This window comes from Clostridioides sp. ZZV14-6387 (assembly GCF_020657835.1).
GTDB classification, from domain to species: Bacteria; Bacillota; Clostridia; order Peptostreptococcales; family Peptostreptococcaceae; genus Clostridioides; species Clostridioides difficile_A.
In genome coordinates this window covers 59422-71093 of record NZ_JAGWCW010000001.1, presented here as the reverse complement: position 1 = coordinate 71093, position 11672 = coordinate 59422, and the positions used below count along the sequence as shown (strand labels likewise).

The 11672-nt window shown below is 28.2% G+C and carries 12 protein-coding genes and 1 pseudogene; 9 read left to right on the top strand and 4 right to left on the bottom strand.

The window, feature by feature from the left end; translation table 11 throughout:
• Nucleotides 1–8 precede the first annotated feature (8 nt).
• The 4 genes and pseudogenes from KGF38_RS00320 to KGF38_RS00305 all read right to left on the bottom strand — a co-directional run bounded on the left by KGF38_RS00320 (nucleotide 9) and on the right by KGF38_RS00305 (nucleotide 1990).
• Entirely contained in the window at nucleotides 9–416 is a 408-nt protein-coding gene (locus tag KGF38_RS00320; RefSeq protein WP_074179849.1) for a hypothetical protein, read from the bottom strand.
• 81 nt (nucleotides 417–497) lie between these two features.
• Nucleotides 498–797, bottom strand: coding sequence for a hypothetical protein (locus KGF38_RS00315; RefSeq protein WP_074179848.1), 300 nt, complete (start codon nucleotides 795–797; stop codon nucleotides 498–500).
• Nucleotides 798–904: 107 nt separating this feature from the next.
• A pseudogene (locus tag KGF38_RS20290) lies at nucleotides 905–979 on the bottom strand (hypothetical protein); the annotation flags it as partial.
• Nucleotides 980–1264: 285 nt separating this feature from the next.
• Nucleotides 1265–1990 carry a pentapeptide repeat-containing protein gene (locus KGF38_RS00305; protein ID WP_054271522.1) on the bottom strand — a complete coding sequence of 242 codons (726 nt, stop codon included), beginning with the start codon at nucleotides 1988–1990 and terminating at the stop codon, nucleotides 1265–1267.
• A gap of 445 nt (nucleotides 1991–2435) precedes the next feature.
• Here KGF38_RS00305 and nrdE point away from each other — a divergent pair, with 445 nt between their 5' ends.
• From nrdE to KGF38_RS00260, 9 genes are all read left to right on the top strand, one after another.
• Nucleotides 2436–4535 (top strand): class 1b ribonucleoside-diphosphate reductase subunit alpha, encoded by a 2100-nt coding sequence (gene nrdE / locus KGF38_RS00300; RefSeq protein WP_074179847.1) that lies wholly within the window; start codon nucleotides 2436–2438, stop codon nucleotides 4533–4535.
• 12 nt (nucleotides 4536–4547) lie between these two features.
• Complete coding sequence (gene nrdF, locus KGF38_RS00295) at nucleotides 4548–5519, top strand: class 1b ribonucleoside-diphosphate reductase subunit beta (protein WP_054271520.1); 972 nt, start codon at nucleotides 4548–4550, stop codon at nucleotides 5517–5519.
• Between the two features lie 79 nt (nucleotides 5520–5598).
• A complete protein-coding gene (locus tag KGF38_RS00290; RefSeq protein WP_074179846.1) occupies nucleotides 5599–6225 on the top strand; it encodes a GyrI-like domain-containing protein in 627 nt (208 codons plus the stop codon).
• A gap of 63 nt (nucleotides 6226–6288) precedes the next feature.
• Entirely contained in the window at nucleotides 6289–7188 is a 900-nt protein-coding gene (locus tag KGF38_RS00285) for a helix-turn-helix transcriptional regulator (RefSeq protein WP_074179845.1), read from the top strand.
• Between the two features lie 364 nt (nucleotides 7189–7552).
• On the top strand, nucleotides 7553–8182 hold the full coding sequence (locus tag KGF38_RS00280) for a hypothetical protein (protein WP_054271517.1): 630 nt from the start codon (nucleotides 7553–7555) through the stop codon (nucleotides 8180–8182).
• Nucleotides 8183–8965: an ABC transporter permease gene (locus tag KGF38_RS00275; protein ID WP_054271516.1), complete on the top strand. Its 783-nt coding sequence runs from the start codon at nucleotides 8183–8185 to the stop codon at nucleotides 8963–8965. It abuts the gene before it with no gap.
• A complete protein-coding gene (locus tag KGF38_RS00270) occupies nucleotides 8958–9836 on the top strand; it encodes an ABC transporter ATP-binding protein (protein WP_074179844.1) in 879 nt (292 codons plus the stop codon). Before KGF38_RS00275 ends, KGF38_RS00270 begins: the two co-directional genes overlap by 8 nt.
• Before the next feature lie 32 nt (nucleotides 9837–9868).
• Entirely contained in the window at nucleotides 9869–10828 is a 960-nt protein-coding gene (locus tag KGF38_RS00265) for an NrtA/SsuA/CpmA family ABC transporter substrate-binding protein (protein ID WP_074179843.1), read from the top strand.
• Between the two features lie 145 nt (nucleotides 10829–10973).
• Nucleotides 10974–11666, top strand: coding sequence for a response regulator transcription factor (locus tag KGF38_RS00260; RefSeq protein ID WP_054271513.1), 693 nt, complete (start codon nucleotides 10974–10976; stop codon nucleotides 11664–11666).
• Nucleotides 11667–11672 lie beyond the last annotated feature (6 nt).

Genomic DNA, 11672 nt, shown 5'->3' with positions numbered 1-11672 from the left:
AATTCAAATCAAGTATTAGAATTTGATAATGATAAAAACTGTTCGATTTCTGAAATTGTAATCTGTTTTAAATCAATTTTCATTTGAAACTTTGTTATTGGCATATCGAATACTAAATGGGATTTTTTCCATTCAGCACTTTTTTCCTCCCAAGTAACAATATTATTTTCTTGGACATATTCCAATTTATCATTAATTAAAATAGTAGAATAATACATACATCTCTCGCCGCAAAGTGCAGGATATAACCTAAAATTAATTACATTAGATGGTAGAAGAAAGTCTGTGGCATACTTCCCATCCATTGTTTTATAGTAATTCGAATATATTTTTTCATTTTCATTGAATCCATTTCCTGTATTGTAATAGCATACTGGTAAAGTACCTAAACCTCCAGAATACCATTTCCAATTCAAATCATTCTGCTTTTGTTGAACATTGAAATCTATAATATTCCTAGAACGATAATAATATTTAGAAATTCTTAAAAAATGTTTCTATTTTTCCTTTGCTATATTATAGTGGTTAATTAATTTTTCGCTTGATATTTCACAGATATGACAAATGGAAAAGAACATTAAATACTCTGCTGGCAGCTGCTTATTAGCTAACCATTCTTGAACAATCAATATATAATGCCCATCACCATCAATCATAATGTTTGATACATTTGCATCCATTAATAAAAGTTTCAAAATTGGAATATTTTCAGAATATAACATTTCTAATTCGGGAGATAATGGATCTTTAAAATTACCAACTTCTGAAATTGATAAGTAATATTGCCATATTGACATATATCTCGAGTAGACATACCTTTTGAGTACATTCCAATCACTTGGTTCTTTATTTCTGATATATCATTTTCATAGTTTCTAATTACCTTTGGTTAAAAATCTCCATTTCAGTTTCTTGGAATATTTAAAATCATTTCTCCAAAATCTGATTTAACACTTTTATTTCTATATCCATTTCTAGAATTTTTAGTATCTTTGTTCTTATTATCATATCCATCATAACCTAAATGGTCATCAAGCTACGCTTCTAAGATTTGATGAGCTTTACTTGCAAATAAATCTTTTATCATATCTTGAATATCTGTAGTTGTTTTTACATCATATTCTTCAATAAGTTTTTTTAATATTTCGTTTTTGTTAAAAATAAAAAGGGTTCACCTTCCTTTATATAGTGACATTTAATAGTTTTAATTATCATCACTTTTTAGAAGAATACACACTTTATTTTAAAGACCCTTTTTTTACATTTATAGGTAGCCAATAGCTTCCTCTCTAGTTAGAAAGAAGTGAATTCCTGTAGTTGATTCTTTCCATCTATTTTCATTAAATTCTTCAGCTATAATCGTTTCTCCTACTCTATATATAAAATTTTCATCAGCATATGCACGAGCACTTTTAAAAGATTCTTTGCCATCTATGCTTGTAATTGACAGTACTTTTGCTTTATCACATCGACAAGCATTTGATGTAGCAGAAACTCTTTTTGCATCACTTGGAATTAATAATTGTACCATTCTAAAATTAAAACACTTTTTATAGCCTATAAATGCTCCTGTCTCAGGACAGTATAACTTGAAAAAGCGAGTATTTTCATCTGATACTACTCCATCTAAAGTGGCATATTCTAAGTTGGAGTTTTCTAAATTAGTTCCTCTTATATCTGAATTAGATAAATCACAAAATCTAAAATTAGCTCCACTTAGGTCTGCATTTTTTAAGATGGAATTTTTTAATGAACAATTTGAAAAATAAGAGTTACTAAAGCTAGAGTTTTCTAAATCTGCTTCTTCTAAGTTTAAATCAATAAGGTCAGACCATGAAAAATCAATATTACTTAAACAATATCCCTTTAAATTCATATTTTCTAATTTTATTTCTCTTAAATCAGCTCTTTCTCCATCATTCTTGTCTTTAAGCCATAAATAATGTTTTTTAAGTATCTTTTCAAGTTCATATTTAGAAATATCTCTCATAAAAATCACCTTCATGAATTTATTTTTATACCTTCAGTAGTAAAATAGTTATATATATAATTATATAACAACAAATGGAAAACTCCTAACTATTATATAAAATATTAAATATATTGTAAGAATATAAAAATAAAAAATAAAAAGATTATAGGAATAGTATATAAATTAATTTTCTGTTAAATCCTTTAGAATTTCTTGAAAATAAAAATAATAGAAGTAATAGAATAATAAAAGTTTAGATATAAAAAAATTTGTGTATATACTATATGTAGTATATAATAGATAAAGCACTGACTATATGTAGTGCTTTTGTTTTTGAAAAATACTTATTATATTTAGATATCTATAAGTTATTTTAGGAATTTAAACTAGTAAATACTAAAAGAAATAATAATCAAATTAAATGAAATTATAGCACAAGATTATGTTAAAAGGACGGTAAATAATGAATTGGATAGAGCTTAACAATCAAGTGATAATTAAAAATGAACAAGGTAAATACCAATTAGAAAAAGACAAGGAAGCCTTAAGTAGTTACATAGAAGAATTTATAAAACCAAAGTTGAAAAAATTTAAAGACTTAGAAGAAAGATTAAAGTACTTAGTAGATGAAGGTTATTATTCAGAAGAAGTAATAAATAAGTACAGTATGGATTTTATTAGAAAGGTATATAAGTTTATTGAGGAATATAAGTTTGAATTTCAATCATATATGAGTGCAAACAAGTTTTATCAAAATTACGCATTAAAAAGCAATGATGGAAAAGAAATATTAGAAACATATAATGAGAAAGTATTAATTGTAGCTTTGACATTAGGAAATGGTGATGAAAGTCTAGCTCTAAGTCTTACAGATAAAATAGTAAAACAAGAGTTTCAACCAGCTACTCCAACATTTTTAAATGCTGGAAGAAAAAGAGCTGGAGAGATGGTATCATGCTTCTTATTATCTGTAGAAGATAGTACAGAAGGCATATCATATGCTATATCTTCATCAAACCATTTATCAAAGATTGGTGGAGGAGTTGCACTAAACTTATCTAAACTTAGAGCATCAGGTGAATCAATTAAAGACATAGAAGGAGCAGCTGGAGGAGTTGTTGGTGTAGCAAAAATGTTGGAACAATCCTTTAGTTATTTCAATCAAATGGGAGCTAGACAAGGTTCTGGAGCAGTTTACCTTACTGTGTTTCATCCTGATTTTGAATTATTGATGGATACGAAAAAGATAAATGCTGATGAGAAAATAAGACTTGCTACATTATCACTAGGGGCAATAATACCTGATAAGTTTATGGAATTAGCAGAAAAAAATAAGATTGCATATGCATTTTATCCTCATACTGTATATAAGAAGTATGGAGTTTATCTTGATGAGATAGAAATGAATGAGTGGTATGAAAAGTTGGTTAATGATAAGGACATAAGAAAAAAAGAAATAAATCCTAGACAGATGTTGACTAAAATAGCACAGATGCAACAAGAGAGTGGATACCCATATGTAGTATACATAGACACAGCAAATAAGGAACATACATTAAGAGATGCTGGAATGGTCAAGATGTCTAACTTGTGTTGTGAGATATTCCAATATCAGACACCTTCAAAAATAGAAGGTTATGGAGGTAAAAATGAATGGGGACAAGATATAAGTTGTAACCTTGGCTCTCTAAATATAGCTAATGTTATGGATAATAAAACTATAGAAAGTACAGTTGAGACAGCAATAAGAGCATTGTCATTTGTAGCAGATAGTACAGATATAAAACCAGTGCCAACGGTTAGTAATAGTAATAGTAAGTCTCATTCTATAGGATTGGGAGCTATGAATTTACATGGATATTTAGTAAGAGAAAATATTTTATATACCTCAGAGGAGGCCATAGATTTTTCTAATGTATTTTTTGCAATGATTAGATATTACTCAATTAAAGCATCGATGAAAATAGCTATAGAAAAAAATCAAACTTTTGAAGGTTTCAATAAATCAGAATATGCTAAAGGTAGAGAAAGCAAAGTACTATCAAAATACTATGAGCAATCTTATTTACCAAATTCAGATAAGGTAAAGGTATTATTTGAAGGTATCCATATACCAACTAAAGAAGATTGGGCAAGTTTGTTAGACGAAGTAAAAGAAAAAGGCATATATAATGCTTATTTGATGGCAATAGCACCAACTCAAAGTATTAGTTATGTGCAAAATGCTACATCAAGTATAATGCCAATTACTGAACCAGTAGAAGTAAGAACGTATGGAGATTCTACTACAATATATCCAATGCCATTTTTAACAAATGATAATATGTTATATTATCAATCAGCATACAGGATGGATATGAGAAAAGTAATAGATTTAGTAGCAACAGTTCAAAACCATGTTGACCAAGGCATATCAACAACACTGTTTGTCACAGATGAAAAGACAACTAGAGACATAGCTAGACATTACATATATGCATATAAAAAAGGTCTGAAAAGTTTATATTACACAAGAACAAAGATGACAAGAGACACTCATGAGTGTTTAGTATGTTCAGTATAGGGAGAGAAATATATGACGTTTAATTTACATAAAATACATAATGCAGTTAACTGGAATAGAGAAGAAGATGGATTTACACAGGCTTTTTGGGAACAAAATGTAAAACAATTTTGGCTTCCTGAAGAAATATCTGTTTCTAAGGACATCAAGGTATGGAATGAACTAAGCGATAAGGAAAAGGAACTATATAAGAAAGTATTGGGTGGTTTAACATTATTGGATACAAAACAAGGGAATAATGGAATCCCATCTATGATGAGTTTAACAGAAAATCTACAAAGAAAGGCTGTCCTATCTTTTATGGGAACTATGGAAGAAATACATGCCAAAAGCTATTCTTCTATATTTATGACTTTACTTTCTAACTCAGAAATAGATGAGTTATTTGAGTGGATAGAAACAGAGCCAACTTTACAAAAAAAAGCTGACTTAGTTTTAGCTCAATATGAGAATACAACAAGTAAAAAAGGTTTGTATTTATCAATGGTTACAAGCGTATTTTTGGAGAGTTTCTTGTTTTACTCAGGGTTCTTTTATCCATTGTATTTATCTGGTCAAGGAAAGATGGTTGCTAGTGGAGAAATAATATCACTCATTCTTAGAGATGAGTCTTTACATGGTAAGTATATAGGATTGCTTGCACAAGAAATATACGACGAATTTGATGAAATTGAGAAAAATAAATTAGAAGAGAATATGTATTCTATACTTAATAGTCTTATGGATAATGAGGTAGAGTACACAAATGTTATATACAGAGAAAGTGGGCTTGAAAAAGAGGTTGTGAATTTTTTAAAATACAATGCAAATAGGGCTTTAGAAAATCTAGGGTTTGAGAAATTATATACTGTAGATGCTATTAATCCAATTGTATTAAATGGTCTTAGTACGGAAACTAAAACACATGATTTCTTTTCAACTAAGGGGAATGGATACCAAAAAGGAGTATATGAAGAATTAGAAGATGAAGATTTTATAATATAATTTATAAATTGTGACATACTGTTGTCACTTTTACCATGATAATATCAATGTATAAAATATATATACGGAGGTATTTTTTATGAAATATGAATGGAGAAAAAAAGAAAAAGAGTTATACTTACCTAAGGAGAATCCTATATTAGTTGAAGTACCAGAGCAAAAATTTATCATGTTAAGAGGTAGTGGAGACCCAAATGATAAAGAATTTACTGAAGCAATAGGAGTACTTTATTCTTTGGCATATGCAATAAAAACTATGCCTAAGAAGGGAATTGTGCCAGAAGGATATTTTGATTATACAGTTTTTCCTTTAGAAGCTATATGGGATAAAGGAGAAAAAAGCAAATACTCAGATATACTTATTAAAGAAGATTTAGTTTATACTATGATGATACGTCAGCCAGATTTTGTTACGCAGGACCTATTGGACAAAGCTATCAATATAGTAAAAAAGAAGAAGCCACATAATCTTCTTGAAAAAATTAGGTTTGAGTCTATTAATGAAGGCTTGTGTGTGCAAATGCTTCATGTAGGTTCATATGATAATGAACCAGAAAGTTTTGACATTATGAGTGAATTTTGTAAAAGAAATAATCTTATAAGAAAATCTAATGTACATCGTGAAATTTATATAAGTGATGCTAGAAAAGTATCACCTCATTCATTAAAGACTGTTTTGCGTTTTGAAGTAAAAAGAGAGTTATAAGCGTTATATTGTGGTATTATATTACTTTATTGTTATACTATAATAAAGTAATGAGGTGATTATATGAAAAGTAATAGATTGTTTGAAATTATTTATATCCTTTTAGATAAGAAAAAAGTAACTGCAACAGAATTAGCTGAACACTTTGAAGTATCTAGGAGAACTATTTGTAGAGACATTGAAATACTGTCAGCTTCTGGTATTCCAATTTATACTGACAAAGGCAGAAATGGGGGTATAGGTATTTTAGATAATTTTACCTTTGATAAATCTATTTTGTCTGAGCAAGAACAGAAAGAAATTCTAGCCTCATTAGAAAGTTTAAATATTCTTAAATATCCAGAAGTTGATTCTACACTATCAAAACTTAAACCTTTATTTTGTAAGTCAGATATAAACTGGATAACTGTTGATTTTTCTCATTGGGGTAGTAATGATATAGAGAAAGATAAATTTATAAAAATAAAATCAGCCATTTTAGATTGTAATATTATAACTTTTGAGTACATAAATACTTATGGAAAGGTAACAAAGCGTTGTGTAGAACCACTTATGCTTTGGTTTAAAGAGAAGTCATGGTATATCAAAGCCTATTGTCATCAAAAAAATGATTATAGAATTTTTAAGATTGTAAGGATGAGAAATATATGTGTTTGTGAACAGACATTTATAAGGAGTATACCAGTTGAAGTTGGAGAGATAAAAGAAGATGAGAATGAAAGTATTACTTTAAAGTTAAAAATTTCTAAAGATGTAGGCTATAGAGTGTATGATGAATTTGATATTGATAATATATTGTATGATAATGATGGAGATTTCATCGTAACAGTACAGTATCCAAAAAATGATTGGATTTATGGGTATATACTTTCTTTTGGAAAAAATATTGAAGTATTGGAGCCAATAGATGTTAGAAATAAAATTTTACAAATTATAGATGATGTTAAAATGAAATATTTATAAAGATTATAAAAAGTGAAGTCTGTTTAGACTTCACTTTTTTGTGTAGTTTTAAGATTCGATTTTATATCTTATAATACTTCAGAGTTTTTCTACTTTTGTTGATATTATTATCAAATATTAATACTAATTATGTACATATCATTATATAATATTTATAGATTATTATATAAGTAGATTACTAGCGTTATGTGTATATTAACATTTAAAATAGATTGAATATACTATTTAATATTTTAATTTAAATAGCAAAAAATGTAGAGAAAAATTATTTTATTAAGAAAAATTTAATATATTGACAAAATTTAAGTGCTCATTTAAACTAGTAATTGATAATAATATTCAATATTAAATAATAGGAGGAGCTATGAATAAATATCTTCTAATAAATCCAGTGGCAGAAAGAATGTATGGGGAAAAGTTTCACCTTGTCAAAGAAAATTTGATAAAAAAGGGGTACATAATGGCAGAATGTGAGCCACAATTAGAATATGTAAAGAAGCAATATAAAGAGTATACAAAAAAGACTGAGAATACAATGTTAGATTGTAGATGTCCAGAGAGTATAAACCTTTTAAAAAGAAATAATTTGATAGATAGTTTTGAAATACCTATGATAGAACCAATACTAGTAAGAACTTGTAGGGTTTTATATGACAAATATATCAAGAGTGAAGATGATATGCTGATAGTAACCTCTCCATGTACACAATTAAGGGATTTTGCAAGTGAAAAATTTAAGGATAAGAGTAATGCTATATTTTATACATGGAAAGAATTTGCTGAAAAAGAAGGTATAAAATCACTTGGAAAGATAGATGAATCTCCTATTCCATTAGGATATTTCAAAGACTCTTTTGAAAAGGTTCTTGAAGTATCGACTGAAGAAGAAATCTTAAGCGAAATACAAAATATAAGAGATGGTTCTAAAGATAAGTATGATATAGTAGAAATGTTTTATTGTAAAGATGGGTGTAATAATGGAGATGGTTTGTAAATGGTCAATAAATTTAATAATAGGTTTTTAAGTCTAGTAAAAAGTGTTTTGATATTTTTTATAATTCTTTTATTATGGAAAATTACTAATTATCTTGGTATCTGGAGTGATTATATATTACCATCACCTGAAAAGGTGTATAGTACATTTTTAAATATGATAAGTGATGGTTCAATATTTATTAATGTATATGCAAGTATGAAAAGAGTTTTGATAGGATTTGCAATAAGTACTGCAATAGGTGTACCTCTAGGGATATTCTTTGGAATTCATAGTGGAGTATATGAATATTTTAAGTCACTAATAAATTTTTTGAGAAATACACCTCCACTTGCTTTAATACCAATGCTTATACTATGGTTTGGCATAGGAGAAGAATCGAAAATTATAATTATAGTTTTGGCTTCTTTTTTCCCAATCTTTACAAGCACATTAAAGGGGATTAGGAATTGTGACTCAAAACTGATTGAAGTAGGTAGAGTATTTGAGTTTTCAAAGATTCAAATAATATTTAAAATAATTATACCTAATGCCATTCTTGATATTGCAGTTGGACTAAAGTTGGCTCTTGGATATAGTTTTAGAGCGATTATTGGGGCAGAGCTTGTAGCAGCTTCTTCAGGTCTTGGTTACTTGATATCTGATGGAAAGGAAATGTCTAGAACAGATGTTGTCATTGTAGGTATAATTGTAATTGGACTTTTAGGAATAATTACAGATTATATATTTTCAATTATTGTGAAAAAGGTAAGTAAGGGAAAGATGGTGGAAGCCTATGAATAATTTAGTATGTGATTCTGGGTACATAATCAGAAATCTATCTAAAAGTTATGAAGTCAACAATGAAGAACACATAGTTCTTAGTAATATTTCTTTGAACATAGATAAAAATCATATAACTGTAATTTTAGGTAAAAGTGGATGTGGAAAGACTACTTTACTTAGAGCAATTGCATCCCTTGAAGATATAAATAGTGGTGAGATTAGATTTGTTAAAGATAATAAAGAGTATAGACCTAATGTAGGATTTGTATTTCAAGAGAGTAGATTGATGCCTTGGTTAAATGTAAGTGAAAATATAGCCTTTCATAATCAAAGAAAAAACACTATTTTAAGTAAAGTATTTGGTAAATTCAAATATCACAGAAGCATTGCTAGTAAAGGTATAAATGATAATTCCATAGATTTAGAGACTAATGATAATTTAAATTACTTAAATAGACCTAATAAGAAAAATTGTATTGATGTAGAAAAATATCTTAAGATGATGAACTTGCAGAAATTTAAAAATTCTTATCCAAATGAGTTATCAGGAGGTATGGCGCAGAGAGTAAGTATAGCTAGAGCTCTTTCTTTCAATCCAGATATGTTGTTTATGGACGAACCTTTTTCGGCATTAGATTATTTTACAAGGATTGATATGCAAAATGAAGTTATAAGAATACATAAGTCAACTAATAAAGGTGTAATATTTGTAACTCACGATATCGATGAAGCATTAAAGATAGGCAAGAAAATAGTTGTTTTTACAAACAAAAGAAAAATAAAAGAATTTAATATAGAAGATGATTATGATAGAGATTTGGCTTCAGACTATTATATTAAATTAAAAAAAGATATTTTAATGACAATGAAATTAAATAAAGACATGTAAAGAAATTAATAATATTTTAAGGAGTAAAGTAAATGAAATTAAAAAAACTATTGGTAGGTATAACGATATTAACGCTTGCAACAACATCTTTAGGTGGATGTGCTAAAAAAGATGATGGAGAAAAACTTTCAGAAATAAATTTAACTTATGTAAAATCACCATTAAATGTTCCTTCTATAATTCAAAAACAGGATGATTTATTTGGAAAGGAATTTAAAAAGGATAATATAAAAGTTAATTTCCATGAAATTACTACAGGACCAGAGCAGACACAGGCCTTAGCTGCTGGAGAAATAGACTTTTTACATGCATTGGGTGGTACATCAGCTTTGATAGCTGCATCTAATGGAGTGGAATTAAAGATACTGAACACTTATAGTAGGTCACCAAAAGGATTTATGATTTTAACTAACGATGGTTCAATAAAATCAGCAGCAGATTTGGCAGGTAAGAAGGTAGCAGGTCCAAAAGGAACTATACTACATCAAGTATTAATTGCAGCTCTTGATAAAGAAGGATTAAGTATGGATAATGTAGAGTTTATTAACATGGGTATCCCAGAAGCATCAGCAGCTCTTGCTGATGGCAGTGTTGATGCTGCATTGATTGCTGGACCAGCAGCCCTTAAAGCTATGAAGTCTGGAAGTAAACTTGTAGCAAATGGTGAAGGTTTAGTAGATGGGATAATAGTAACAGCTGTTAGTACAGATTTTGCAGAGAAACATCCAGAGATAGTTGAAAGATTTATGAAGGTTGAAGAAGAGACTTTAGAATATGTAAATAATAATTTTGATGAAGCTATGGAAAAAGTAGCTAAAGAAGTTGATTTAAGTGTTGAAGAAACTAAAGAGTTGTATGCTTGGTATGATTTTAGTTTAGATATAACAGATAAAGACATATCTTCACTTGAAGATACACAAAATTTCTTAATAAAAAATGGATTGCAAGAGAAAAAAGTAGACATAAAAGAATTAATATATGCTGCTAAGTAGAAATTATGCTAAAATAATATTAAATAGAAACTATAATAAAAGTTTAAGTTACCTTAATTAAGGTAACTTTTTCTATTTTATATTAATAATTATATTTATTTTTAGTAGGTTTAGTTAATGTTAAAATAGATATTGGGAGGAATATATGAGTCATAAAATATATATTGTGGAAGATGATATATCAATAAGTACATTACTTAAGGATTATATTGAGAAATATGGATTTGAAGTGGTTGTTGAAGAAAACTTTGATGATATAATGGTTACATTTGAAAAAATAAAGCCAGATTTAGTGCTATTGGATGTAAATTTACCTAAATTTGATGGTTTTTACTGGTGTAGATGTATTAGACAGCAGTCTAATCTACCTATAATTTTTATATCAGCTAGAGATGGGAACGTAGACCAGATTAGAGCTTTAGAAAGTGGAGCAGATGATTATATAACAAAGCCTTTTTATTATGATGTAGTAATGGCAAAGATAAAGAGTCATATAAGAAGAGTCTATGGTGAATATTCACCTAAAATAGAGGAAAGAATAGTTGAATTAGATGGATTGAAGTTTTATCCAGAGAGGTTGGAGTTAGAATTAGGTGGAAAAGTTCTAATTATTACTAAGAAAGAAGGGATATTGATTGAATGCCTCATTAGAAAATACCCAAAAGTAGTAAGTAGAGATTATCTGTTAGAAAAGATATGGGATGATATTGAATTTGTAGAAGAAAATACTCTAAATGTAAATGTTAGCAGGATAAGAAAAAGATTTGAGGAATTAGGTATAGATAATGCTGTTCAAACTGTACGAGGATTAGGATATAAATTAAATAAAAATTGGTAGGGAGAA

Bases quoted from the DNA above. Each gene is read 5' to 3' on its own strand.
- KGF38_RS00315 (WP_074179848.1), bottom strand. From the start codon at position 797: ATGTCAATATGGCAATATTACTTATCAATTTCAGAAGTTGGTAATTTT.
- KGF38_RS00305 (WP_054271522.1), bottom strand. From the start codon at position 1,990: ATGAGAGATATTTCTAAATATGAACTTGAAAAGATACTTAAAAAACAT.
- nrdE (WP_074179847.1), top strand. From the start codon at position 2,436: ATGAATTGGATAGAGCTTAACAATCAAGTGATAATTAAAAATGAACAA.
- nrdF (WP_054271520.1), top strand. From the start codon at position 4,548: ATGACGTTTAATTTACATAAAATACATAATGCAGTTAACTGGAATAGA.
- KGF38_RS00290 (WP_074179846.1), top strand. From the start codon at position 5,599: ATGAAATATGAATGGAGAAAAAAAGAAAAAGAGTTATACTTACCTAAG.
- KGF38_RS00285 (WP_074179845.1), top strand. From the start codon at position 6,289: ATGAAAAGTAATAGATTGTTTGAAATTATTTATATCCTTTTAGATAAG.
- KGF38_RS00280 (WP_054271517.1), top strand. From the start codon at position 7,553: ATGAATAAATATCTTCTAATAAATCCAGTGGCAGAAAGAATGTATGGG.
- KGF38_RS00275 (WP_054271516.1), top strand. From the start codon at position 8,183: ATGGTCAATAAATTTAATAATAGGTTTTTAAGTCTAGTAAAAAGTGTT.
- KGF38_RS00270 (WP_074179844.1), top strand. From the start codon at position 8,958: ATGAATAATTTAGTATGTGATTCTGGGTACATAATCAGAAATCTATCT.
- KGF38_RS00265 (WP_074179843.1), top strand. From the start codon at position 9,869: ATGAAATTAAAAAAACTATTGGTAGGTATAACGATATTAACGCTTGCA.
- KGF38_RS00260 (WP_054271513.1), top strand. From the start codon at position 10,974: ATGAGTCATAAAATATATATTGTGGAAGATGATATATCAATAAGTACA.